The sequence below is a fragment of the Pseudomonas mendocina genome (genome assembly GCF_003008615.1).
Lineage (GTDB): Bacteria > Pseudomonadota > Gammaproteobacteria > Pseudomonadales > Pseudomonadaceae > Aquipseudomonas > Aquipseudomonas mendocina_C.
In genome coordinates, this window is sequence record NZ_CP027657.1 from 1869600 (window position 1) to 1894680 (window position 25081).

The 25081-nt window shown below is 63.6% G+C and carries 26 protein-coding genes; 13 read left to right on the forward strand and 13 right to left on the reverse strand.

Features of this window, described 5'->3' with window-relative positions:
• Position 1: 1 nt before the first annotated feature.
• The 4 genes from C7A17_RS08625 to C7A17_RS08640 all read left to right on the forward strand — a co-directional run bounded on the left by C7A17_RS08625 (position 2) and on the right by C7A17_RS08640 (position 4411).
• Positions 2-277, forward strand: coding sequence for a hypothetical protein (locus tag C7A17_RS08625; RefSeq protein ID WP_106737647.1), 276 nt, complete (start codon positions 2-4; stop codon positions 275-277).
• A gap of 86 nt (positions 278-363) precedes the next feature.
• A complete protein-coding gene (locus C7A17_RS08630; RefSeq protein WP_106737648.1) occupies positions 364-1182 on the forward strand; it encodes a substrate-binding periplasmic protein in 819 nt (272 codons plus the stop codon).
• Positions 1179-1433 carry a TIGR02647 family protein gene (locus tag C7A17_RS08635; protein WP_106737649.1) on the forward strand — a complete coding sequence of 85 codons (255 nt, stop codon included), beginning with the start codon at positions 1179-1181 and terminating at the stop codon, positions 1431-1433. The genes C7A17_RS08630 and C7A17_RS08635 overlap by 4 nt, the downstream gene beginning before the upstream one ends.
• A 119-nt stretch (positions 1434-1552) precedes the next feature.
• Positions 1553-4411: a class I adenylate cyclase gene (locus C7A17_RS08640; RefSeq protein ID WP_106737650.1), complete on the forward strand. Its 2859-nt coding sequence runs from the start codon at positions 1553-1555 to the stop codon at positions 4409-4411.
• 59 nt (positions 4412-4470) lie between these two features.
• Here the strand turns inward: C7A17_RS08640 and C7A17_RS08645 are convergent, their stop codons facing one another.
• The 5 genes from C7A17_RS08645 to C7A17_RS08665 form a co-directional block, all read right to left on the reverse strand.
• Positions 4471-5271 (reverse strand): lipase family protein, encoded by an 801-nt coding sequence (locus tag C7A17_RS08645; RefSeq protein WP_106737651.1) that lies wholly within the window; start codon positions 5269-5271, stop codon positions 4471-4473.
• A gap of 57 nt (positions 5272-5328) precedes the next feature.
• Positions 5329-5736 (reverse strand): nucleoside diphosphate kinase regulator, encoded by a 408-nt coding sequence (gene rnk, locus C7A17_RS08650; RefSeq protein ID WP_106737652.1) that lies wholly within the window; start codon positions 5734-5736, stop codon positions 5329-5331.
• Between the two features lie 118 nt (positions 5737-5854).
• Positions 5855-6052 carry a DUF1289 domain-containing protein gene (locus C7A17_RS08655; protein WP_106737653.1) on the reverse strand — a complete coding sequence of 66 codons (198 nt, stop codon included), beginning with the start codon at positions 6050-6052 and terminating at the stop codon, positions 5855-5857.
• Positions 6042-6374, reverse strand: a complete 333-nt coding sequence (gene cyaY / locus C7A17_RS08660) for an iron donor protein CyaY (protein ID WP_106737654.1) — start codon at positions 6372-6374, stop codon at positions 6042-6044. Before cyaY ends, C7A17_RS08655 begins: the two co-directional genes overlap by 11 nt.
• Before the next feature lie 67 nt (positions 6375-6441).
• A complete protein-coding gene (locus C7A17_RS08665; protein ID WP_106737655.1) occupies positions 6442-7479 on the reverse strand; it encodes an AraC family transcriptional regulator in 1038 nt (345 codons plus the stop codon).
• A 181-nt stretch (positions 7480-7660) separates the two neighbouring features.
• Between C7A17_RS08665 and lptM the strand changes: the two genes are divergently transcribed.
• The 6 genes from lptM to C7A17_RS08695 all read left to right on the forward strand — a co-directional run bounded on the left by lptM (position 7661) and on the right by C7A17_RS08695 (position 12308).
• On the forward strand, positions 7661-7786 hold the full coding sequence (gene lptM / locus C7A17_RS08670) for an LPS translocon maturation chaperone LptM (protein ID WP_017361215.1): 126 nt from the start codon (positions 7661-7663) through the stop codon (positions 7784-7786).
• 13 nt (positions 7787-7799) lie between these two features.
• Positions 7800-9047, forward strand: coding sequence for a diaminopimelate decarboxylase (lysA, locus tag C7A17_RS08675; protein WP_106737656.1), 1248 nt, complete (start codon positions 7800-7802; stop codon positions 9045-9047).
• A 10-nt stretch (positions 9048-9057) separates the two neighbouring features.
• A complete protein-coding gene (dapF, locus tag C7A17_RS08680) occupies positions 9058-9888 on the forward strand; it encodes a diaminopimelate epimerase (RefSeq protein ID WP_106737657.1) in 831 nt (276 codons plus the stop codon).
• On the forward strand, positions 9885-10583 hold the full coding sequence (locus tag C7A17_RS08685) for a DUF484 family protein (RefSeq protein ID WP_106737658.1): 699 nt from the start codon (positions 9885-9887) through the stop codon (positions 10581-10583). Before dapF ends, C7A17_RS08685 begins: the two co-directional genes overlap by 4 nt.
• 79 nt (positions 10584-10662) lie before the next feature.
• Positions 10663-11610: a tyrosine recombinase XerC gene (gene xerC, locus C7A17_RS08690; RefSeq protein WP_106737659.1), complete on the forward strand. Its 948-nt coding sequence runs from the start codon at positions 10663-10665 to the stop codon at positions 11608-11610.
• Positions 11607-12308, forward strand: a complete 702-nt coding sequence (locus C7A17_RS08695) for an HAD family hydrolase (protein WP_106737660.1) — start codon at positions 11607-11609, stop codon at positions 12306-12308. The genes xerC and C7A17_RS08695 overlap by 4 nt, the downstream gene beginning before the upstream one ends.
• 209 nt (positions 12309-12517) lie before the next feature.
• On the opposite strand, the gene sutA is transcribed toward C7A17_RS08695, so the two are convergent.
• The 5 genes from sutA to glnK form a co-directional block, all read right to left on the reverse strand.
• Entirely contained in the window at positions 12518-12838 is a 321-nt protein-coding gene (gene sutA / locus C7A17_RS08700; RefSeq protein WP_106737661.1) for a transcriptional regulator SutA, read from the reverse strand.
• Positions 12839-12915: 77 nt separating this feature from the next.
• Complete coding sequence (locus C7A17_RS08705; RefSeq protein WP_106737662.1) at positions 12916-13341, reverse strand: secondary thiamine-phosphate synthase enzyme YjbQ; 426 nt, start codon at positions 13339-13341, stop codon at positions 12916-12918.
• 97 nt (positions 13342-13438) lie between these two features.
• Positions 13439-14695, reverse strand: coding sequence for an ammonium transporter (locus C7A17_RS08710; RefSeq protein ID WP_106737663.1), 1257 nt, complete (start codon positions 14693-14695; stop codon positions 13439-13441).
• Between the two features lie 111 nt (positions 14696-14806).
• Positions 14807-16123, reverse strand: a complete 1317-nt coding sequence (locus C7A17_RS08715) for an ammonium transporter (protein ID WP_106737664.1) — start codon at positions 16121-16123, stop codon at positions 14807-14809.
• A gap of 44 nt (positions 16124-16167) precedes the next feature.
• A complete protein-coding gene (glnK, locus tag C7A17_RS08720; protein ID WP_003096476.1) occupies positions 16168-16506 on the reverse strand; it encodes a P-II family nitrogen regulator in 339 nt (112 codons plus the stop codon).
• A gap of 408 nt (positions 16507-16914) precedes the next feature.
• Between glnK and C7A17_RS08725 the strand changes: the two genes are divergently transcribed.
• Complete coding sequence (locus tag C7A17_RS08725) at positions 16915-17172, forward strand: accessory factor UbiK family protein (protein WP_021487638.1); 258 nt, start codon at positions 16915-16917, stop codon at positions 17170-17172.
• 90 nt (positions 17173-17262) lie between these two features.
• Positions 17263-18756, forward strand: a complete 1494-nt coding sequence (locus C7A17_RS08730; protein WP_106737665.1) for a YifB family Mg chelatase-like AAA ATPase — start codon at positions 17263-17265, stop codon at positions 18754-18756.
• A 5-nt stretch (positions 18757-18761) separates the two neighbouring features.
• On the opposite strand, the gene C7A17_RS08735 is transcribed toward C7A17_RS08730, so the two are convergent.
• A complete protein-coding gene (locus C7A17_RS08735; protein ID WP_106737666.1) occupies positions 18762-20738 on the reverse strand; it encodes a methyl-accepting chemotaxis protein in 1977 nt (658 codons plus the stop codon).
• Between the two features lie 173 nt (positions 20739-20911).
• Positions 20912-21832: a LysR substrate-binding domain-containing protein gene (locus C7A17_RS08740; RefSeq protein ID WP_106737667.1), complete on the reverse strand. Its 921-nt coding sequence runs from the start codon at positions 21830-21832 to the stop codon at positions 20912-20914.
• 139 nt (positions 21833-21971) lie between these two features.
• On the opposite strand from C7A17_RS08740, the gene C7A17_RS08745 reads away from it, so the two are divergent.
• Positions 21972-23357: a NorM family multidrug efflux MATE transporter gene (locus C7A17_RS08745; RefSeq protein WP_106737668.1), complete on the forward strand. Its 1386-nt coding sequence runs from the start codon at positions 21972-21974 to the stop codon at positions 23355-23357.
• Positions 23358-23387: 30 nt separating this feature from the next.
• On the opposite strand, the gene C7A17_RS08750 is transcribed toward C7A17_RS08745, so the two are convergent.
• On the reverse strand, positions 23388-25061 hold the full coding sequence (locus C7A17_RS08750) for a putative bifunctional diguanylate cyclase/phosphodiesterase (RefSeq protein ID WP_199796406.1): 1674 nt from the start codon (positions 25059-25061) through the stop codon (positions 23388-23390).
• Positions 25062-25081 lie beyond the last annotated feature (20 nt).

Genomic DNA, 25081 nt, shown 5'->3' on the forward strand with positions numbered 1-25081 from the left:
CATGAGCCAAAACAACGACCAGGAAGACGAAGACTTCGCCGAAGCCACTCTGATCCAGGCCATCGAGAACCAGCTGGAAAGCGGCGAACCCGCCGCTGCCAAAGCGGTATTCAACAAGCTGACCCTGGTTGGTTACGAGCGCGAAGAGATTCTTGAGCTGATGGCACTGGTGCTCGCCCATGAGGTCGACGCCATGCTGCGCGAGGATCGCCCCTTCGACGGCGCCTGGTATGAGCAGGCGCTGCGCGCATTGCCTGAGCTGCCGGAAGAAAACTGAGCCAGGATTGATCCAGGCCACTGGTCGGACTGGCAGGCAGATTGCTACTGTCACCCCCAGTCTCGACCGAGAAGGTACCGCCTTCGATGGCCTGTCCGTTGCCACGCATCGCTGCATTGCTCGCCCTGCTGCTGCCATTGCTCTGGGCCCGCGCGCCGCTGGCCGAGACGCCCCGCATCGGTGCCGAGGACGATTGGTATCCCTACACCGCCTGGCGCAATGAGCGGGTCGAAGGCATGTCGGCGGATATCGTGCGCGCCGCCTTCGCCGCCAGCGATACGCCCATCGAGCTGGCGCCCTACCCCTATTCGCGCTGCATGGAGCTGGCCCGTTCAGGTAGCCTGGCGGCCTGCTTCAACACCACCCCCGACTCACGTATCAAAGCGCAGTTTCTGCTGCCACAGGAGATGTTGTTCAGCGACGACATCATCCTCTGGGGCCGCGCCGGCGAGCTTCCGGTCAGCGACCTCGAAGACCTCGTCGGCAAGCGGGTGGCCGTCACCATCGGCTACACCTATGGCGAACGCTTCGACAACTACCCGAACATCCAGCGTATCGCGGTACGTCGCGACCTCAACGGTTTTCTCATGCTGCAGCGGGGACGCGTGGACTATGTCGTCGCTTTTCGTGGCACCACCCAGGCACTCCTGGATGACAACCCGGAGCTGGTCGGGCAATTCACCTCATTGGCGACGGTGTACCGTCCCCAGTTGTACCTGACCTTTTCCCGCCACCATCCGCAGGCCAGAGAACTCCTGCAGCGCTTCGACACCGGCATGCGGCAGATCCGCCAGGATGGCACCTATCAGCGGATTCTCGCGCACTGGCAGCTTTCCGACGGGCAAACCACGGCGCATGGCTCTACACTGAACGAACGCCATAATAAAAAAGCGGAGTTACCATGAAGTCATTCAATACCGACCTGATCGACGAGCTGGAAATCCTCGCCCTGTACAACCTGGACAACCATCAGGAAGGGCTGAAGGTGCACAACAACGCTTCGTTCAAGGCTCAGGGCGCCATCACCCGCCTTTACGAGAAGGGCTTGGTGAGCCAGGCCGATGGCGGCTATCTGACCAGCCTGGGCATCGATGCCGCCGAACATGCGCAAGCCCTGCTGACGATTCTTTCCACCCGGCAAGCCACCCCCGCTTAATCCATAGCGCCCGCCCGTCGCCCTTCAGGGAAAGGCGCGGCGGGCGATATAGCGTCACAGACACTGCACTGGCGAGCACGCCGCTGATAGGCTTGCAGCATTACCAGTAGAGTTCGAGCATGACGCGCAACCACGAAATCCGCCCGGACATCGACGACGGCATCGACCGCAAGGTGCTCGCACAACTGCGCGCGCGCTTTCTGAAAATCAACCAGGGCCGCCTGCAGCGGGCCATGGAAGCACTGTCCACACGCCAGCAACTGGTGCTCAAGCTGTTGCCGCTGCTGTTGCACGTCAACCATCCACTGCTACCAGGCTACGTTTCCGCCAGCACCCCGGCAGGCCTCAGCGGTTTCGAGCCGGACGACGACAGCCTGGCCGAAGTCCAGCGCCTGACCCGCTCATTCGTTTACAAGCCCCGTCGTGGCCAGGGCGCCGCACCGCTGCATGGCCTGTTCCTGATGGGCAGCCTGGGCACCGTGGCGCAAGCCGAACAGAGCGACATGGATCTGTGGCTATGTCACGCGTCAAATCTGACCGTGCAGGAGTTGCAGGATCTGCGCAAGAAATGCGACCTGCTGGAAAGCTGGGCCGCCACTCAGGGCGCCGAGGTGCATGTCTTTCTGGTCGATCCCCAGCGCTTCATCCAGGGCGCGCGCGAAGCGCAGCTGACCTCGGACGACTGCGGTACCACCCAGCACTATCTGCTGCTCGACGAGTTCTACCGCACCGCCATCTGGCTAGGCGGGCGCACGCCGATCTGGTGGCTGGTGCCGGTGTACGAGGAAAACCGTTACCACGATTACTGCCGCACCCTGCTGAGCAAACGCTTCGTACGTGAGGATGATGTGCTCGACCTCGGCCATCTGGCGCAGATTCCGCCGCAGGAGTTCGTCGGTGCCGGCATGTGGCAGCTGTACAAGGGCATCGAGTCGCCCTACAAATCCGCGCTCAAGCTGCTGCTCACCGAGGTCTACGCCAGCGAACATCCCAAGGTCGAATGCCTAGCGTTGCGTTTCAAGCAGAGCGTATTCGAAGGCCGTCTCGATCTCGACGAGCTCGATCCTTATATCGTGGTCTACCGCCGTCTGGAGGAGTACCTCGGCAATCGTGGCGACCGTGAACGCCTGGAACTGGTGCGACGCTGTCTGTACCTGAAGGTGAACAAGAAGATCAGCCGGCCACCGGCGCGCGGCCGCAGCAAGAGCTGGCAACGCCTGCTGCTGGAACGCCTGACCGCTGAGTGGGGCTGGGAAACCCGACAACTTGCCGTGCTCGACAGCCGCAGCCAGTGGAAGGTACGCCAGGTCGCCGCCGAACGCCGCGTGCTGGTCAATGAGCTGACCTACAGCTACCGCTTCCTCACCCAGTTCGCCCGCAGTGCTCAGGTCGGCAGTTCATTGAACCACCGCGACCTCAACGTGTTGGGCCGGCGCCTGTACGCGGCCTTCGAACGCAAGGCAGGCAAGGTGGAATTCATCAACCCCGGCATCGCCCCGGATCTGGCCGAAGACACCCTCACCCTGGTGCAGCAGCCGAGCAGCGAAACGCCGAACGAATATCAGTGGGCGCTGTTCAGCGGCAACCTCAGCGCTCAGGAATGGCCGGACTTCGCTCCGATCAAACGCACCCGCGAACTGATCGAACTGCTTGCCTGGTGCCACCGTAACGGCGTCATCGATGCCAGCACACGGCTGTCGCAACACCCTGGCAGCAGTGACCTGACCGATTTCGAACTGTCCAACCTGATCGGCAGCCTGCAACAGTGCTTCCCCCTGCCGCCCCCTCCCGTGGAAGAGGCCGCGTTGCTGCGCGCGAGCGTACCGAGCCGGGTGCTGTTATTGGTCAACGTGGGTGTCGACCCGCTCAAGCAGCACAGCCAGATGAACGTGCACATGACCACCGGGCGCACCGATGCGCTCGGCTATTCGGGGGTACGGGAGAACCTGGTGCTGACCCTCGACCAGGTCAGCCTCAATAGCTGGAACGAGCTACAGGTCGCTCGCTATGACGGAGAGGACGCGCTGCTCGACTGCCTCAGCGACCTGCTCAACAGCCTGCCGTTGGACGGCCCCGTGCCCGAGGTGCAAGTGCGCTGCTACTGCCGCAACCGCGCGGTAGCCATCGCCACCCGAGTCGAAGAGCTACTGCGCGACCTACTCGACAATTACGCCAGCGGTCAGCCATCACGTTATCTGGTCCAGGTGCGCCAGCATTACCACGTTCTGCAGTTGGTGCCCGGCCAAGTCCGCCACACCGCATTGGGCGATCTGCCGGCGCTGCTCGATCACCTCGGCGCCGAGCAGGAGCTGTACAGCCCGTTGAATCTGGATCGCTACGCCCTCGAAGGCAATGACCTGGCATTGATACTGCCAATGGGCAAGCCGCAATCGATCCAGGTGTTCTATCGTCTGAACGAACAGAACAGCGAAGCCGAGCTGACCGTGCTCGACGAGCACAACGCGCTCTGGCGCAGGCGCCTGCCCTACCGCGACGAGCAGAGCCTGCTCACGCCGTTGCAGCGTTTTCTGCAATCTTTGCTATACCGGCGCAACGCCCAGTTGCCGCTGGACAACCCCGTCGGCGACGTCCCTCTGGACGTGCTCTACCACCAACTACTGCCCGATGCGCCACTGCGCGCGCAGAGCGTGGAGCGCCGTCCAGCACCTCAGGCGCCGCTCAGCCATCCCTTCTACGATGTGCAGGCGATCGTCGAGCCGGGTGACGGGCGTCAGCGTCACGTCACCCTGTATTGCAACCACCGCGAATTTTCCGAGCTGGAATACGGCCGCGATCTGTATCGCGCCGTGGCGCAGCACATTCTTGCCCAGCGCTCCGGTGGTGAACGCTACCCCTTCTACATCACCGACCTGGATCTTTCCGCCGTGCTCGCCGGGCAGCAGGCGCAGACCGTGCATTACCTGCGTTACAAGAGCGAACTGGAAGATGCCTTGAACGCGGCCCTGCAGCAGATTTAGCCCAGACGATAGATCCATAGCGGTGTGGCGGGTTGCACCCGCCCTACCATCAGGTCGACCTAGCTTTTCATTGGCGCATCGGGATTGTTCAGCGCATAGAGGTAGCAGTCGCCCATGCTGTGGTTGGCGGCAACGCCCCCATAGCTGGCGGTGAAGGTCACAGGCAGGCCCAGGTGCTGGTAGAACCAGCGATCACTGTCCGCTGGCGGCACCTCGGGCACCAGGTCGCTGTCGTTGACCAGGCGATAGGTCGGTACGGCCAGAGCGTTGTAGTAATTGGCAAAGGCCGGTGAGGCCACGCGCGGGCTGGCGAAGTTGTAATGCTGCAACAGCAGCAGAGGCCAGCGCTTAAGCAAATCCGGCACGGCCAGCGTGCTCAGGGTACTGCCCAGGCTGTGACCGCAGGCCCACAGGCGCGCTTGCGGTTGCAGGTCATCCAGTGCCAGCAGGGCCTGGTCGCGCAGGGATGTGTAGAGTTTGAGAAAGCCGTCGTGCACCAGGCCGACATTGGCTTGCCAGGGATAGTCGCGCTGATCCAGGTCGAGATCATCGAGCCAGTCCTGCACCGACTCGGTGCCACGAAACACCAGGTAGCAATCACCTTGCGGATCACGGGCGGCGAAGCCGAAAGGCTCGGACTCATTGAACACGTGCCACTCACTGAGCACGCTCCAGATCGGCGCAGAAAGCTGCCAGCCCTCCAGAGGCGGCTGTTTCCACTGGAACTGTTCGGGCTTGCGTGGGCGCTGCTGCGCCAGCCATTGCGCGTACTGATCGTAGGCGGCCATCACCAGTTCAGCGCAGAGCAGGGCGCGCGAGAGCTGGTAGGTAGGCGGAAAATACAGGGGCAGACTGGACATGGCGAGGCCTCCTTGCCATTGGCGGAAACCTCACTCTAGTCCAGCTTGAGCGGAGCGTCAGCGGTCGTATTCGCCTGCGGCTTCCGGCTGATATTCGACTTCCAGCAGAGTCAGCTTGAGCTGCTTGCCACCGGGCGCCGGCCAGTCGATATGCTGCCCCACGGACAGACCGAGCAATGCGCAACCCACCGGCGCGAGAATGCTGACCTTGCCTTCGCCGCCAGCGTCCTGCGGGTAGACCAGGGTCAGGTGGTAATCCTTGCCGCTGCTCTCTTCACGGCAGTGCACGCGCGAATTCATGGTCACCACCCCTGCCGGCACCTCGTCGTGCCCCACCACCTCGGCACGATCCAGCTCGGCCTGCAATGCAACCGCGCCGGGCCCGAACTCGTCCAGACTGTCGAGCAAGCGCTCCAGACGCTGCAGGTCGAGGCGGGTAATGGTGATGGTAGGTGTGTTGTTCATGATGCCGGGCGATCTCCTTGCCTAATCCATAAAAAAGCAAAACCCCGCCCGAAGGCGGGGTTCAGCAGAATGTTTTGTCGACCCTAACACAGCCGGACAAATAAACAAGACCACCTGGTCAGGGGGCTGGCTTGCGCTGGCGCAAACGCTCGATGGCCGCCTGGCAGATATCCCGGCGCCGGGCATTGTCGGCCGAACCCCAGTCGAGAATCTCCTGCAGGGTGCGGCCACAGCCGATGCACTGGTCGCGCTCGTCCAGGCAACACTGGCGCCGGCATGGCGAGACCAGCGGCGCCTCGCCGGGCTCAGAGCTCATCGAACTCCAGTTCGGTACCACACTGCTCGAGCGTGATACGCACCAGCATCTCGCCCAACTGCTCATCGCTGGTGTCACAGATCCAGCGCCCTTCGGACTCGTCGTAGTCGAAGTGGAAGCCACCGGAGCGGGCCGCCAGCCACAGCTGACGAATCGGCTCCTGGCGACTGAAGATCAACTGGCTGCCGTTGTCGAAACGCACCGTGAGCACACCGGCGCTGTTTTCCAGATCAACGTCCAGACCGCTGTCGTCGAAGATGTCTTCCACCGCCTGTTGGGTGGCATCGACCAGATCGTGGAAGCGGGCTTCGCTCAGGCTCATCGGGTTTTCCTCACAAGGTGCAGCGACTGCAAAAATAGGCGAAAACGCCAGGCCGGTGTAGCCAGGCCTAGCTGCAAAGGTGGCGACGGTACTCGCCCGGGCTCGTTCCCGTCCAGCGACGAAATGCGCGGGCCAGCGAGCCAGGCTCGCTGAAACCGACCAGAAAGGCGATTTCCGCCAGCTCCAGCGCCGGATCACGCAGATAGTGCAACGCCAGCTGCTGGCGGGTTTCATCCACCAATTGACTGAACGAGAGGCCAGCCTCGCGTAAACGCCGCTGCAAGGTACGCGGGCTGAGGGCCAACGCGCTGGCAATGGCTTCCAGATCAGGCCCCTGCTCGGGCAACTGCCGGGCCAGTTGCATACGCGCCTGGTCGAGCACGTGATGTCCCTGCTTGAGCTCACCGAGCAGGCGATCGGCGTAGGCATCGAGCGTACCCTGCACCTGCGCATCGGCCTGGCCGAGCGGCACACCGAGCAGCCGTTTGGGGAAGATCAACGCATTGTCAGCCTGACCGAACAACACAGGGCAACGAAAGATGCGCTGATGCTCGGAGGTGTCAGCCGGCGCCGGATGCTGAAAACGCACCTCGGTCGGCGCAATGTCCAGGCCACTGATCCAGCGCCCGAAGCTGACCCAACCGGCCAGGGTTTCCTCACTCACCTGACGCTGCTGTTGCGGCAAAAGCGGTTGCCAGCTGTGGGCCACCAGCGGCTCGCAGCCGGGCCGCGACGGCTCGTCGTCGAGACCGACCACGCCCAGATTGCCGACCAACGCAGCGTAGCGCGCCTGCCGGTGCAGGGCATCGGCCAGCGTGGCGCAACTCATGATCAGATAACCAAGCACGCCGTAGTAGCCGGGCCGCACGGCTTCACCCAGGTGCAGGCCCAGGCAGTCGTCACCGCTCAGCCGCACGCCTTCGCCGAGCAATGCCAGATAAGCGCTGGCAGCCACGCGCTGATCGCGCTGCGCCAGTACCTCGGGCGTCAGCTGGGCATGGGCAAGCAGCACCTCGGGGGCCACCCTCTGGCGCTGCAAATGATCGATCAGACCTTGCAGGTAGGCCACCGAAACCGAACCGGCGAGAATCGCGGGATTGTCCATCGAGGCTCCTCGTTACTCGCAGCATGCTAACCCAAGCCAGAACAAATGCCGCCGAGGCGAACGCCAGGCACGGACGCAAATTGAGCCAGCGCCCCGCCAGGCGGGCGGCGGGCGCATAGGCAAGGTGACGGGGGGTCGGTATACTCCGGCGCAATTCACGCTTATTTTCAAGGACTGCCCCATGAAGCGACTGACCCTCGCGCTCCTCGCCGCCGTTTGCCTGCTGGCCGGCTGCGGTCAGAAAGGCCCGCTGTACCTGCCGGGCGATGACAACGCCGGCAACAGCCGAGACCGTTTCGAACTCTGACAGGAGCTGCCCCATGGAAGCCTTCAACTACCGCGACGGTGAACTGTTCGCGGAAGGCGTTGCCTTGTCCGCGCTGGCCCAGCGCTTCGGCACGCCCACCTATGTCTATTCCCGCGCCCACATCGAAGGGCAGTATCGCGCCTATGCCGATGCGCTGGCCGGCATGCCGCACCTGGTCTGCTTCGCGGTCAAGGCCAACTCCAACATCGGTGTGCTGAATGTCCTGGCGCGCCTCGGTGCCGGCTTCGACATCGTCTCCAGCGGTGAGCTGGAGCGTGTGCTGGCCGCTGGTGGCGAACCGAACCACATCGTCTTCTCCGGCGTCGGCAAGAGCCGTGACGACATGCGCCGTGCGCTGGAAGTCGGCGTGCACTGCTTCAACGTCGAGTCCAGCGTCGAGCTGGAGCGTCTGCAGAAGGTGGCAGCCGAACTGGGCGTCAAGGCGCCGGTCTCGCTGCGGGTCAACCCCGACGTGGACGCCGGCACCCACCCGTACATTTCCACCGGTCTCAAGGAAAACAAGTTCGGCATCGACATCGAGCAGGCCGAGGCGGTCTACGCCCGCGCCGCCGAGCTGCCGAACCTGGAAGTGATCGGCGTTGATTGCCATATCGGCTCGCAACTGACCACCCTCGAGCCCTTCCTCGATGCGCTGGATCGCCTGCTGCTGCTGGTCGACAAGCTGGCTGCGCGCGGTATCACCATCAAGCACCTGGATCTCGGCGGCGGCCTCGGCGTGCAATATCGCGACGAACAACCGCCGCTGGCCGGCGACTACATCGCCGCCGTGCGCAAGCGCCTGGAAGGCCGCGACCTGGCCCTGGTGTTCGAGCCGGGTCGCTTCATCGTCGCCAACGCCGGCGTGCTGCTGACCCAGGTCGAATACCTCAAGCACACCGAGCACAAGGACTTCGCCATCATCGACGCGGCAATGAACGACCTCATCCGCCCGGCGCTGTACCAGGCCTGGATGGACGTCTCGCCGGTGCAGCCGCGTGACGGCGAGGCACGCAACTACGACCTGGTCGGGCCGATCTGCGAGACCGGCGACTTCCTGGCCAAGGATCGTCAACTGGTGCTGGCCGAAGGCGACCTGCTGGCCGTGCGTTCGGCTGGCGCCTATGGCTTCGTCATGAGTTCCAACTACAACACCCGCGGCAGAGCCGCCGAGGTGCTGGTAGATGGCGAGCAGGCGTATGAAGTGCGGCGCCGCGAGACCGTCCAAGAGCTCTACGCCGGCGAAAGCCTGCTGCCGGCCTGAGGGCGACGTCATGCTATTGCGCTTTACCAAGATGCACGGCCTGGGCAATGACTTCATGGTTCTCGACCTGATCAGTCAGCATGCCCACGTGCAGCCGAAACATGCCAAACAGTGGGGCGATCGCCACACCGGCGTGGGCTTCGACCAGTTGCTGATCGTCGAGCCGCCGAATCACCCGGACGTCGACTTCCGCTACCGCATTTTCAATTCCGACGGTTCGGAAGTGGAGCAATGCGGCAACGGTGCGCGCTGCTTCGCTCGCTTCGTGCTGGACAAGCGCCTGACCACCAAGAAGGTCATTCGCGTCGAAACCAAGAGCGGCATCATCGAATTGCGCGTGCAGAACGACGGCCAGGTCTGCGTCGACATGGGCCCGCCACGCCTGGATCCAGCGCAGGTGCCCTTCCAGGCCGAGCAGGCTGCACTGAGCTATCGCGTTGAAGTCGACGGGCAGACCGTCGATCTGGCGGCCCTGTCGATGGGTAACCCGCATGCCGTGCTGCGCGTCGACAACGTCGACAGCGCGCCGGTACACGAGCTGGGGCCGAAGCTGGAACACCATCCGCGCTTCCCGCAACGAGTCAACGTCGGCTTCCTGCAAGTGCAGGATCGTAAACATGCCCGCCTGCGTGTGTGGGAGCGTGGCGCGGGCGAAACCCAGGCCTGTGGCACCGGCGCCTGTGCGGCTGCCGTCGCGGCGATTCGCCAGGGCTGGATGGACTCGCCGGTGCAACTGGAGCTGCCGGGCGGCAAACTGTCCATCGAGTGGGCAGGCGAAGGTCAGCCCGTTATGATGACCGGGCCCGCTGCACGCGTATACGAAGGACAGGTTCGCCTATGACCGACCAGCAGGATTCTCCCAAGCCGCTCGACTCGGAAACGGTCGCAGCTTATCTGCGCCTGCATCCGGAGTTCTTCATCGATCACGATGAGCTGATTCCCGAGCTGCGCATTCCGCACCAGCGCGGCGATACCGTGTCGCTGGTAGAGCGTCAGGTCAAACTGCTGCGCGAACGCAACATCGAGATGCGTCATCGCCTCGGCCAATTGATGGACGTGGCGCGTGACAACGACCGCCTGTTCGACAAGACCCGCCGCCTGGTGCTCGACCTGCTCGATGCAGGCAGCCTGGAAGAGGTGGTCGGCGCCGTGGAAGACAGCCTGCGCCATGAGTTTCAGGTGCCCTTCGTCGGCTTGATCCTGTTCAGCGACAACAAGTTGCCGGTGGGCCGCTCGGTCAGTTCGGCCGAGGCACATCAGCAGATCGGCGGCCTGATCAGCGGCGGCAAGACCATCTGCGGGGTATTACGCCCGCATGAGCTGGAATTCCTGTTCGGCGCCGAAGAAGCCGGCAAGGTCGGCTCTGCTGCCGTCGTCAGCCTCACTCACCAGGGTCTGCATGGCGTACTGGCCATCGGCAGCGCCGATCCACAGCATTACAAGAGCTCGCTCGGCACGCTGTTCCTCGGTTACATCGCCGAAGTGCTGGCACGCGTGCTGCCGAGCTTCGCCACGCCGCTGCGCTCGGTACGCTAGAAGCCGTCCGAGACTGTTCTTAACGCCATGATCGCAACGCAGGCTGTTTTCCAACTGCCTGCCAGAGCGTGTAGGGTGGATGGCGCAACGCTCATCCACTATCGGCCCGCGCGGAGCCCGGCACGTGACACTTGAAGCCAACCTTGAAGCCTATATCGAATACCTGCGCCGCGAGCGCCAGGTATCGCCGCACACACTCGACGGCTATCGGCGTGATCTCGGCAAGGTGCTGGCCTTCTGCGAGGCGGAAGGATTGAAAGACTGGGCAGCGCTGGACACTCGCAACCTGCGCCGGCTGGTCGCTCGCCTGCATCAGCAAGGCCTGGCCAGCCGTAGCCTGGCCCGCCTGCTCTCGGCCACCCGCGGACTGTATCAGTACCTGCTGCGCGAGGGCCTGTGCCGCCATGACCCGGCTACCGGCCTCAGCCCACCGAAACGCGAACGACGTCTGCCGCGCACCCTGGACGCCGACCGCAGCGCACAACTGCTCGACGGCGCAGTAGAGGACGACTTCATCGCCCGCCGCGATCAGGCCATGCTCGAACTGTTCTATTCCTCCGGGCTGCGCCTATCTGAACTGGTCGGCCTCGACCTCGACGGCCTCGACCTCGCCGCCGGCCTGGTACGCGTGCGCGGCAAAGGCAACAAGGTGCGCGAACTGCCAGTCGGCAGCATGGCGCGCCAGGCGCTGGAACAATGGCTGGCGCTGCGCAAGCTGGCCAATCCTGGCGACGGCGCGGTGTTCATCAGCCAGCAGGGACGCCGCCTCGGCCCTCGCGCCGTGCAGCTGCGGGTGCGCCAGGCCGGCGTACGCGAACTGGGCCAGCACCTGCATCCACACATGCTGCGGCACAGCTTCGCCAGTCATATGCTGGAGTCCTCGCAGGATCTGCGCGCGGTGCAGGAGTTACTCGGCCATGCCGATATCGCCACCACGCAAATCTACACTCACCTGGATTTCCAGCACCTGGCCAACGTCTACGACCAGGCCCATCCGCGTGCCAAGCGCAAAGGCGGTTCCGAATGAGCATTGAACTGATCACCTTCGACCTCGATGACACCCTGTGGGACGTCAGCCCGGTGATGCAGGACGCCGAAGCGGCGCTGCGCAACTGGCTGGCCCTGCACGCCCCTCGCCTCGGCGCCGTGCCGGTCGAGCACCTGTGGCAGATCCGCAGCGGCCTGCTGGACGCAGAACCGATGCTCAAGCATCGCCTCAGCGAACTGCGCCGGCGCATTCTCTTCCATGCTCTGGAGGGCGCGGGTTATTCCCATGACGAGGCACTGGCACTGGCCGAAGCCGGCTTTCAGGTCTTCCTCAGCGCTCGTCACCAGGTCGAACTGTTCGCCGAGGTGCACCCGACACTGGAAGCGCTCGCCGAGCGCTTCATGCTCGGCGTGATCACCAACGGCAATGCCGATGTGCGCCGTCTGGGCCTGTCGGAGTATTTCCGGTTCGCGCTGTGCGCCGAAGAACTGGGGATCGGCAAACCCGACCCGAAACCCTTTCGCGAAGCGCTCAGCCGCGCAGGCGGCATTGCTGCCGAGCGAGCCGTGCACATCGGCGATCACCCCAGCGACGACATTGCCGGCGCCCAGGCAGCCGGGATGCGCGCGATCTGGTTCAACCCGCAAGGACGAACCTGGGACGCCGATACGCTGCCCGACGCGCAGATTGGCAGCCTGGCCGAGCTACCAGCGCTGCTCGCTAGCTGGACGCGCTAACGCCCGTAGGGTGCGCTGCGCGCACCGCCTGATACACGAACAAGATCAGTGCGCACGGCGCACCCTATGCCGTACCGCGATACGCGTTGATCGCGGCCACAAAAAATCGCCGGGAGTGATTTTGCGCAAGCCCCGAAGGGGTGAGGCACAGGGATGTGCTGAGCACAAAAAACCCGCCAAATTGGCGGGTTCTCTGCAGCATACCGTCCTCAGATGGGGCGGCTGCCGTATTTGCTATCGGGCTTCTTGGGCGGGTCGGCAACCACATTGGGTTCGACCTCCTGCACCTTGCCGCCGCGCGAGAGGAATTCCTCCATCGCCTTGGCCAGCGCATCACGCTCCTTCTGCTTGGCTTCGATGCTCGGCAACTCGTCGACTTCGACCGCTTTTGCCTTGCTCTTCTTGCCAGTAGCTACGACTTCGCCGTCGCCATCGTCGCTGCTGTCACCGTCGTCGGCAGCAGCCAGCTCCTCGCCGTCGTCCTCGTCAGCCCCTTCCAGATCGTCTTGTTCCAGGTCTTCGTCGCTCATGTTCAACCTCATGACTTGCGAAAAGCAGGTTAGTTATAGACCAGTCGCGCAGGCTTCACTGCCCGACCGGAAAAAATTCAAATAGCCTCGCCATGCAGGGTCGCCACCACTCGCCGAGCGCCGCCTTGATCACGGTGCTCACCGAGGTAAATCCCCTGCCAGGTACCCAGGGCCAACTGTCCATCCTGTATCGGCAGTTGCAGCTGAAACCCCAGCAGACTGCCTTTGAAATGTGCCGGCAGATCGTCCGGCCCTTCGTAATCGTGTTCGTACCCCGCGTCGCCTTGCGGCACCAAGCGATTGAAGAATCGCTCGAAATCGCGTCGCACCGCAGGATCGGCATTCTCGTTGACCGTCAGCGAGGCCGAAGTGTGCTGGAGCCAGAGGTGTAAAAGACCCACTCGCACCTGTTGCAGTTCCGGTAGTGCGGCGAGGATTTCCTCGGTTATCAGATGAAATCCCCGACTCCGTGGACGCAAGGTCAGAGTCCGTTGCCACCACATCGTCGTATCTCCTGCAGACTTCAGCGCGCGCATTCTAACGCGCTATCAGAAAAAGCAAAGGGCGCCAAAAGGCGCCCTTTACATTTACCAGCAGCGCTTATTTCTTGTTGCTGGTGAACTCCGGGTAGGCTTCCATGCCGCACTCGACCAGATCCACGCCTTCGTACTCTTCCTCTTCGCTGACACGCAAGCCAACGACGGCCTTGATGATGCCCCAGATGATCAGGCTGGCACCGAAGACCCAGGCGAATACGCTGACGATACCCAGCAGTTGAGCGCCCAGGCTGGCATCAGGATTGGTCAGACAGACCGCCAGGGTGCCCCAGATACCGACCACGCCGTGTACCGAGATGGCGCCGACCGGGTCGTCGATCTTGATCTTGTCGAAGCCGAGGATGGCGAACACCACCAGCACACCACCAACACCACCGATCAGGGTGGCTTGCAGGGCAGTCGGGGTCAGCGGCTCGGCGGTGATGGCGACCAGACCAGCCAGTGCACCGTTGATGGCCATGGTCAGGTCAGCCTTGCCGAACAGCAGGCGGGCCACGATCAGCGCAGCGACCAGACCACCGGCAGCGGCCATGTTGGTGTTGACGAATACCTGAGCGACGGCGTTGGCGTCTTCGATGGTGCTCATCTTCAGCTGCGAACCGCCGTTGAAGCCGAACCAGCCCATCCACAGGATGAACATGCCCAGGGTAGCCAGCGGCAGGTTGGCGCCGGGAATGGCGTTGACCTGGCCATTGGAACCGTACTTGCCTTTACGCGGGCCCAGCAGCAGGACACCAGCCAGAGCAGCGGAAGCGCCAGCCAGGTGAACGACGGTGGAACCGGCAAAGTCCAGGAAACCCGCTTCGTTGAGGAAGCCGCTGCCCCATTTCCAGTAGCCCTGAACCGGGTAGATGAAGGCAGTCATCACCATCGCGAAGGCGATGAAGGGCCACAGTTTCATGCGCTCGGCGACGGCACCGGAGACGATCGACATGCAAGTCGCGGCGAACACGATCTGGAAGAAGAAATCAGCACGAGCGGCGTAGTAAGGCGCGTCGTCACCACCGGCCAGAACGGCATCGACGCTGTTCTCATCGCCAATCAGGAAGCCCAGGCTCGGCAGGATGCCGCCCTCGGGGCTGGAATACATGATGTAGTAGCCGACCAGCAGGTACATGATGCAGGCGGTGGCGAACAGGGCCACGTTCTTGACCAGAATCTCGGTGGTGTTCTTGGAGCGGACAAGTCCGGCTTCGAGCATGGCGAAGCCTGCCGCCATCCACATCACCAGGGCACCGCAAATTACAAAGTAGAAGGTATCGAAGCCGTACTGCAATGCAGTCAATGCTGTGTTATCCATTTTTCACCTCTTGCCGGAGCGCTTTATTGATGCGCTATTCGGTCGAGGCGCCCGGGTTGGCTCCGGGCGCACTCCGTGTGCTTCAGGCCTGCCAGCGACAGGCCCACGTACTTACAGGATGTAGCCACGCTCGTTGTGCTGAGCCAGGTCGAGGCCGACCGACTCTTCTTCTTCGGTGACACGCAGCCCCATGACCACGTCGATGACCTTGAGGATCACGAAGGTGACGATGGTGGTGTAGATCACGGTGAAGGCCACGCCCTTGAACTGAATCCACAGTTGCAGGCCGATGTTATCCACCTCACCGAAGCCACCCAGGGCCGGCGCGGCGAAGATGCCGGTCAGCAGGGCACCGACGATGCCACCCACGCCATGCACGCCGAAGACGTCCAGGGAGTCGTCGTAGCCGAGCTTGCGTTTCAGGCTGGTGGCGCAGACGAAGCAGATCACGCCGGAGGCCAGACCGATGACCAGCGCACCTACCGGGCCGACGGTGCCGGCAGCCGGGGTGATGGCGACCAGACCGGCAACCACGCCGGAGGCGATACCCAGGGCGCTCGGTTTGCCGTGGCTGATCCACTCGGCGAACATCCAGCCCAGAGCGGCGGCGGCGGTGGCGATCTGGGTAACCAGCATGGCCATGCCAGCGGTGCCGTCAGCGGCGGCAGCGGAGCCGGCGTTGAAGCCGAACCAGCCGACCCAGAGCATCGCAGCACCGATCAGGGTGTAACCGAGGTTGTGCGGCGCCATGGCCACGCTCGGGTAACCCTTGCGCTTGCCGAGCATGATGCAAGCCACCAGGCCAGCGATACCGGCATTGATGTGCACCACGGTGCCACCGGCGAAGTCGAGTACGCCCCAGTCCCACATCAGAGCACCATCACCGCCCCAAACCATGTGGGCGATCGGTGCATAGACCAGGGTGAACCAGACGGCCATGAACACCAGCATCGCGGAGAACTTCATGCGCTCAGCGAAGGCCCCGACGATCAGGGCCGGAGTGATGATGGCGAAAGTCATCTGGAAGGTGACGAACACGCTTTCCGGGAACGCCGCCGTCAACGATTCCTTGGTCAGATTACCCAGGAACATGTTGCCCAGGCCGCCCACGAAGGAACTGAAGTTGGTGACGCCAGCTTCCATTCCGGTGGTGTCGAAGGCCAGGCTGTAGCCGTAGGCGAACCACAGGATGCTCATCAGAGCGGTAATGGCGAAGCACTGCATCATCACCGACAGGACGTTCTTGGAACGCACCATGCCAGCGTAGAACAGGGCCAGGCCCGGAATGGTCATGAACAGAACCAGCGCGGTGGCGGTCAGCATCCAAGCTGTGTCACCGGAATTCAGCGTCGCTTCCTCAGCCATGGCTAGGCCGGGGGAAAGCAGAGACAAAAGGGCTCCAAGCCCTGCGATTTTTCGCAGAGTCATGATTTAACTCCTGGGACGATTCTGGGGGTGGGGCGGCGTTGGGCTTAGATCGCGTCGGTATCGGTTTCGCCGGTACGGATGCGAATCGCCTGCTCCAGGTTGACCACGAAAATCTTGCCGTCACCGATCTTGCCGGTGTTGGCAGCCTTGGTGATGGCCTCGATGACGCGATCCAATTGGTCGTCAGCGATGGCCACGTCGATCTTCACCTTGGGCAGGAAGTCGACAACGTATTCAGCACCGCGATACAGCTCGGTGTGACCTTTCTGGCGACCGAAGCCTTTGACTTCGGTAACGGTGATGCCTTGCACGCCGATTTCCGACAGCGACTCGCGGACGTCGTCCAGCTTGAACGGCTTGATGATGGCAGTGACTAGCTTCATGAACTCTCTCCCGTATTAGGTTGACTTGCCCCAGGAATTCTCAGCCCTCGACAAGTCTAAGCGCAGTGTCCGGCTTTTGTAATGCACCGACCGCCCTAGCTGGCGTGGTCGACATCCATCAACCGCTCCTGGCGAAACACTCCCCACGCTTCGCCTGACGCACCGGTACTGCATCGGTGCATGCGTCACCAGGGGCTAAGCAGAAAGCTTGCCAGCTACATCAAAAGCCTGATGTTTCAGGACTTTGCACCGGTGCCGAGGAGGTGACCGGGCATTCATGACAGAAGCAGCGCACAGAATTGGTGCAACGAACCATCCACACGCGCTCGAAAACTGTGCGCCTTGGCGCCAGGTCGCGGTTTTCGCCTGCGTGCTACACTGCCCGCCGTCTGTATCTGGAACCTGCCCATGCTCCCGCCCAAAGCTCTGCTCGACACCCTCAGTAGCCACGCCTCGCGCCTGTTCAGTGGCGACAGCCCACTTCCTCGCGCCGAACTGGAAGCCCAGTTCAAGGCCCTGCTGCAGAGTGGCTTCAGCAAGCTCGATCTGGTCAGCCGGGATGAGTTCGATAGCCAGATGGTGGTTCTGGCCCGCACTCGCGCCCGCCTCGAGGCGCTGGAAGCCAAGGTCGCCGAATTGGAAGCCAAGCTCACCGCGGCAGACTAAGGTTTGTTGTAGGAGCGGCTTCAGCCACGAACAGGCTTCGAAGCTGAAGCCGCTCCTGCAGGCACTGCCCCACCTGATCAAGGAGTGATCATGTCCCTGGCGATAGTCCACAGCCGCGCCCAGGTCGGCGTCGAAGCACCGACCGTCACCGTCGAGGCGCACCTGGCCAACGGCCTGCCATCCCTGACGTTGGTGGGCCTGCCGGAGACGGCGGTCAAGGAAAGCAAGGATCGCGTGCGCAGCGCCATCCTCAATGCCGCTTTCGAGTTTCCCAGCAAACGCATCACATTGAATCTGGCACCGGCTGATCTGCCGAAAGACGGCGGTCGCTTCGACCTCGCCATCGCCTTGGGTATCCTCGCCGCCAGCGGCCAGGTGCCTGCTCAGTCACTGGACGAATACGAGTGCCTCGGCGAACTGGCGCTGTCCGGCGCAGTGCGCCCAGTGCAGGGTGTATTACCAGCCGCCCTGGCAGCACGTGCAGCCGGGCGCACCCTGTTGGTGCCGCAGGCCAATGCCGAAGAGGCCAGCCTGGCCTCGGGCTTGAAGGTGATTGCCATCGAGCATCTGCTGCAGATCGCCGCGCACCTCAACGGCAGTGCCCCACTCGAGCCCTATGCGGCACAAGGTCTGCTCCGGCAGAGCCTGCCCTATCCGGATCTGGCCGAAGTACAGGGGCAACTGGCTGCCAAACGTGCGCTGCTGGTGGCCGCCGCGGGCTCGCACAACCTGTTGCTCAGCGGCCCGCCCGGTACCGGCAAGACGCTGCTGGCCAGCCGCCTGCCCGGCCTGCTGCCACCGCTGGACGAAGACGAGGCACTGCAGGTCGCCGCGATTCACTCGGTGGCCAGTCATACGCCGCTGCAACACTGGCCGCAGCGGCCTTTTCGTACCCCCCACCATAGCGCTTCCGGGCCAGCACTGGTCGGCGGTGGCAGTCGCCCACAGCCTGGTGAAATCACATTGGCCCACAAGGGTATTTTGTTTCTCGATGAGCTGCCGGAATTCGATAGAAAAGTGCTCGAGGTGCTGCGCGAACCGCTGGAAAGCGGTCATATCGTCATCGCCCGGGCGCGGGACAAGGTGCGCTTCCCGGCGCGTTTTCAGCTCGTTGCAGCGATGAACCCCTGCCCGTGCGGTTATCTCGGCGACCCGAGCAATCGCTGTCGCTGCACGCCCGAGCAGATCCAGCGCTATCGCGCCAAACTGTCCGGGCCACTGCTGGATCGCATCGACCTGCACCTGACGGTTGCCCGCGAGACGACGGCCTTGAATGCTCCGCCACAGGATGGTGAAAGCACTGCACAGGCGGCGGCCAAAGTGGCGCGGGCGCGTGAGCGGCAACTGCAGCGCCAGGGCGTGGCCAACGCCTTTCTCGACTTGCCGGGGCTACGTCAGCACTGCGCGCTGAGCGATACGGACCGCCAGTGGCTGGAAAGCGCCTGCGAGCGCCTGGGCCTGTCCCTGCGCGCCGCCCATCGTGTGCTCAAGGTCGCGCGCACCCTGGCCGACCTGGCGGAGGAGAAGCACATCGCCCGTTCGCACCTGGCCGAAGCGTTGCAATACCGCCCCTCAACCAACTGAGCAGCTCAGCGGAAGCGCTCGACCTCCTGTCTTAGCTGAGCGGCAAGGCGATCCAACTCGCGCGCGGTTTCGGCCAGGTTGGCCACCACCTCACGCTGCTCACCATTGGCCTGGGCGATGCTTTGCAGGTTGGAACTGAGCACGGTCGCGGTGCTGCTCTGCTCACTGGTAGCGGTGGTGATGGCGGCGAACTGCTCACCAGCCGCCTCGCTCTGCTCGCTGATCTGCGCCAGCGCTGACGCCACCTTGGCGTTGCGCTCAAGACCGTCCTGCATCAGTTGCCGGCCCTGCTCCATGGTAGCGATGGCGCTGCTGGTCTCGCTCTGGATGCTGCCAATCATGGTGGAAATCTCGTTGGTCGCCTCGCGGGTGCGCCCGGCCAGGTTGCGCACTTCGTCGGCGACCACAGCAAAACCACGGCCCTGCTCACCAGCTCGCGCGGCCTCGATGGCGGCGTTGAGCGCCAGCAGGTTGGTCTGATCGGCAATCGCCGTGATCACGCTGACGATGCCGCCGATTTCCTGGGAGCGCTGGCCGAGGCCATTGACCACCTTCGAGGTCTGCTCCAGCGCCTCGGCAATCTGTACCAGCGCCTCGGAGGCCTGATCCATCGAGGTGCGACCGATACGGGTCTGCTGAGCGTTGTCGCTGGCCAGGCGCTCGGTGCTGCGCATGTTGTCGGCAATGTTCTGCGAGGTGGCACTGAACTCCTCCACCGCGCCAGCCATGCTGCTGATCTCGCCCGATTGCTGATCGATACCCTGATAGGCATCGCGCGACAGCGTGGACATCGCCTGTGAGCGCGCGCTGACATCCTGGGCCGCGCTGCGAATACCCGCCACCATGCTCGCCAGGGCTTCGCCCATGCGGTTGAAGCTGCGTGCCAGTTCACCGATCTCATCGTCGCTGGACTGTGCCATGCGCGCACCGAGATCACCGGCACCGAGCGCCTGGGCCTGCTGCACCAGATCGCCCAGCGGACGCAGTTTGCGCCGCAACAACCAGACCACGGCGATCACCGCCAGCAACAGGGTCAATGCACTGCCGATGGCGAGCTGGGTGCCGACATGCCAGGTGACGGCCTGGATTTCCTCGCGCGGCATGCTCGCCAGCACTGTCCAGGGGCCACCAGCAAAGGGCATGGCAACGCTATAGAACTCCTCGCGACCGTCAGTCCAGAAACCGCCCTTGCCGCTGTTGCCGATCAGCTCGGCGAGCGAATCGGGCAGGCTGCTCATCGCCATCGCACCGGCTGGCGCCACCAGCCACTTGCCCTGCTCGTCGAGCAGTGCCAGCGAGCCCGTGCTGCCGATGCGGAAGTCGGAGAGGTTACGCATCTGCAGGTTCTGCGCGTCGGTGTAGTCAAAGCCGACGAACAGCACCGCGATCACCCGTCCGCCGCTATCGCGCACCGGTGTGTACTGGGTCATGTAGAAGCGCTCGAACAACAGCGCGCGCCCCACATAGCTTTGCCCGGCCAACAGGCGCTGGTAAGCGGGGTGTTGATGATCGAGCACGGTGCCAAGTGCGCGGGTACCGTCCTGCTTGGTCAGCGAGGTGGTAATGCGCACGAATTCTTCGCCATCACGCACGAATACCGTGGCAACACCTGCAGTCATGCGGGTGAAATCGTCGACTTCGCTGAACTCGTTATTGAGTCGCGTCGCGCCCAGATAGAGCGCCGGAGTCTGCAGACTACCGACGGTGACACGCTCGTCGTTGCGCACCTGCAAGCCACCACTGAAGCGCTGCTCGAACAGCCCGGCCAGGCGCTGTGTGCTGTCACGCAGACTACCGTGGAAGGTATCGAGCTGATCGGCCAACAGGCGCGCCTCACTGCCCAGGTGCTCGGCACGAGTCACCAGGTTGGCATTGTTCAGTGAGCGCAGGGCGAACAGCGTGCTGACACTGATCAGCAACACCAGCATCAGCGCCAGGGCCACAGCCAGCTGCAGGGCGATGCGAGAACGAGGAGGGGTCATCTAGGCCTCTCAAGGCCTGAGCAGGTGGCAGGCCGAACGGAACAGGGGATGAATGGGCCGAGTCATCATACGACCCAGGTCAAGGCGCGGCAGGATACCTGAGCAGTATGGTAGGTCAATTGACGGCTGCCGAATGGCCATCATTTATTATCAAAACCCATCTGCATTACCGTTCAAAGCATTCGCTGCACCAACGGCAGCTGCATCGCTGCCACTTCCGCCAGCAGGTAATCGCGCAAACGCTGCAAGCGCGCCTGTGCGCGATGGCCCCGTGGCCATACCAGATAGTAGCTGTCGCCACTGAACACCGCTGTCGGCCAGGGCAAGCCGAGCCGGCCGGCGCCCACGTCTTCGGCCACCATCAACAGATCGCCGATGGATACGCCGTAACCGCGCGCGGCGGCGACGATCCCCAGCTCGAGCATGTCGAACAGTTGGCCGGTCTTCAGCGGCACCTGCTCACCCAGGCCCGTGGCCTGCAACCAACGGCGCCAGTCACGACGATCCGGGGTCGGGTGCAACTGCTCCGCCGCCTGCAGGCGCGCCAACGACCAAGGCCCGGCCTCGGTATCGGCCGCCGCGCACACGGGGATCAGCCATTCCTCGAACAGCAGCACGCTTTCCCATTCCTCCGGAAACTGGCCATCGGAGAGCAGTACCGCACAGTCGAAGGGCTCGTGGCGAAAGTCGACCTTGTCCACATCCATCCAGGCGCTGGTGAGCTGCACCTCGCTGTCCGGGTTGGCCAGACGAAAGTGCGACAGGCGCGCCAGCAACCAACGCATGGTCAGGGTCGACGGCGCCTTCAGACGCAGCACCTCGTCGTCTGCACGCAGGGCGGCGCTGGCGCGTTCCAGCGCATCGAAGCCGTCGCTCAACCCTGGCAGCAAGGCGCGGGCAGGGTCGGTCAGTTGCAGGCTGCGGCCACGACGCTCGAACAGGCGGCAGGCGAAGTAGTCCTCCAGAGTGCGGATATGCCGACTCACTGCGCTCTGGGTGATGGCCAGTTCTTCCGCGGCACGGGTGAACGAGGCATGCCGTGCCGCGGCCTCGAAGGCGCGCAGGGCGTATAGCGGTGGCAGTCGCCGGGTCACGGCATCAAACCATGAGTTTTAATCATGCCAGACATGGCTATTTTCCTTTTGTGGGTAATCCGTACAAACCAGAGAATAGCCGTCATTGCTCATTCCCCGACAGCCTGGGGATGCTTACCCTGCCGAAGTTTTACTCATCATGAAGAATTCCCTTGGTCACGAACTGGGCGCATTGCTGCGCCTGGCTGGCCCGCTGATCTCCGCCCAGCTGGCCCACGCACTGATGATTTTCACCGACACGCTGATGATGGCCATGCTCGGCCCTCAGCAGCTGGCCGGCGGCGCACTGGGCGCCACCTGCTATTTCATCTTCTCGATCTTCTGCACCGGAGTGATTGCCGCGGTGGGCAGCCTGGTCGCCATCCGCCATGGCGCCGGTGACCCTGGCGGCGTCACGCGGTTGCTCCGCAACGGCTTATGGCTGGCCATATCGCTGGGGATCGTCAGTGCGCTATGCCTGAATGGCCTGGGCCCACTGCTGCCTCACCTTGGCCAGGATCCGGCAGCCGCCAGCCAGGCCATGGAGTTTCTCCGCCCGCTGTCGCTGGCCCTGCCTGGTTACCTGTGCTTCATGGCCTTGCGCGGCTTCACCAGCGCCATCGGCCATCCCGGCCCGGTGATGGCCATCAGCATCGTCGGCACCGCTGCCAACTTCGTCATCAACTACGCCTTGATCAAGGGCTGGTTCGGCTTGCCCAGCCTGGGCCTGAGCGGCATCGGCATGACCACTGCGCTGGTCAGCAGTGCGATGGCCCTGGCCTTGGCGCTGTACATCCTGCTTTCGCCGACCTATCAGCGCTACCCACTGCGGGGTGGTCTGGGTCGTCCACAGCGCGCGGAAATGCGTGCACTGCTGCGCCTTGGCCTGCCCATCGGCGGCACCTACGCTGCCGAGCAGGGGCTGTTCACCTTCGCCACCCTGTGCATGGGCGCCCTGGGCAGCGTGCAACTGGCGGCGCATCAGATCGCCATGCAAACGGTGGCACTGGCGTTCATCGTGCCGCAGGGGCTGTCCTACGCCGTAACCTTCCGCGTAGGCCTGCATTACGGCGCCGAACGCCTACACCTGTCGCGCCTGGCCGGGCACCTGGGCATGGCCCTGGGCGCGTCGCTGATGCTGCTGTTCGCCCTGCTGTTCTGGCTGGCGCCAGAGTGGATCATCGGTCTGTTCCTCGACCGTCACGATCCGGCCTTCGCCGACATCGTCGCCCTGGCGGTGAGCCTGCTGGCGATAGCCGCCTGGTTCGAGTTGTTCGATGGCCTGCAGAGCATCGCCATGGGCGCGATTCGAGGGCTCAACGACGGCCGAACCACCCTGGTGATCGGTCTGGCAGGCTACTGGTGCGTTGGCGCGCCACTGGCCTGGCTGTTCGCCTTCCCGCTCGGTTGGGGTGCACATGGCGTCTGGTGGGGACTGGCGGCGGGACTGGCGGTGACGGCAACCGGCCTGGTGCTGGGCTTCCAATGGAAGACCGCGCGCCTGCAACGGCCGAACAGGGTAGCGGGCGCGGCCTGCCTGCCGTAACCGACATTCGGCCGGCGCGCACAGCGCCCCCTACGCCGGGCCTCCGGTCAGCAACGGCTGGCGCATGCCGAACACCAGAAAACGCGCCAACTCGGCCAGCGGCACGGCCTTGCTGATCAGGTAGCCCTGCACCTGATCGCAGCCGAACTGGCGCAGCATGTCGAGCTGCTCGATGTTCTCCACGCCTTCGGCCACCACCTCGAGATTGAGGTTGTGCGCCAGGTTGATCATCGCCCGCACCAACTGGCGATTCTCGGCGCGCTCACCCATGCCACCGACGAAGCTGCGATCGATCTTCAGCAGGGTGATCGGCAGGCTGTTGAGGTGGACGAACGAAGAGAAACCGGTGCCGAAGTCATCCAGCGAGAAGCGCACGCCCAACCGCCCCAGTGCCAGCATGGTCTGCTGCACCTGGTCGCTGCGGCGCATCACCGCGGTCTCGGTCAACTCGAACTCCAGCCACTGTGCATCCACCCCACGCTCTTCGATCAGACGGCTGAGCGTGGCCAGCAACTGGCTGTCCTGAAACTGGCGGAACGACAGGTTGACCGCCATATGCAGGGCCGGCAGACCGCGCCCACGCAACCACTGCATGTCGCGCAGGGCACGGGAAATGACCCAGTAACCGAGCGGTACGATCAACCCGGTTTCTTCGGCCAGCGGCACGAATTCGCTGGGCGAAAGCAGGCCACGCTCGCGGTGTTGCCAGCGCACCAGCGCCTCCAGGCCGACGATGCGCCCAGTCTTCAGGCACAGCCGTGGCTGATAGTGCAGCTCCAGCTCGTCGCGGCGCAGGGCGCGACGCAGTTCGCTCTCCAGGTCGGCCTGGCTGCGCGCACTGCGATTCAGGCGTTCGTCATAGACGTGAAAGACGCAGCCCTGCTGATTCTTGGCCTGCTGCATGGCGATATGCGCATGCCACAGCAATGGGTCGGCTCCCTCGCCAGCACGCGCATGGGCCAGGCCAAGGCTACAACCGACCAACAGACTTTCGCCGTCCACCCAATAGGGCTCGGCCAGCACCTCGGTGATGCGTTCGGCCAGACGCTCGACGCGCTGCGGGTCGCGGCGCACATCGAGGAGCAGGGCGAACTCGTCACTGCCCAGACGGGCCAGTTGATCACAGGGCTGCAGCAAACCCTTGAGCCGCGCCACCACCTGCATGATCAGCCGGTCTCCGCCCTGATAGCCGAGCGCGTCGTTGGCATGACGGAAGTTGTCCAGATCGAGATGGCCGAGCACCAGGCCGCGACCGTTGCACTCCCCCAGACGTACGGCGAGCAAGGTCTGGAAACCCTGGCGGTTGGCGATGCCGGTCAATGGATCCTGCTCGGCCAGACGCTGCAGCGTTTGCTTGAGGTTGCCCTGCTCGCGCGCATAACGCAGGCAGCGGCGCAGCATATCGAGGCTGAGGCTACTGCGTACCAGCCAGTCACTGACACCTTCCGGCTCTTCGCTGGGCTCTTCATCGAGCAGCAGCACCATCGGCAACGGGCATTGATTGGGCTGAGGAAGCCGATCCGGTGTCGCCAGCAGCAGGCCACTGGCGTGGTCATCGAACAGGTTGCTGGCCGCTTCCCAGGAGGGCGCGGTGATCAACGGGGAGGGGCTGCCCAGTGCGCCCAGTTGCTCGCGCAACAATTCGGCCCAGTCAGGCGAGTTCGCAAGCAGAATCAAGCGCATGGGTTCGACGAGCGTGGACAAGCAACCTCCCCCAATGACCA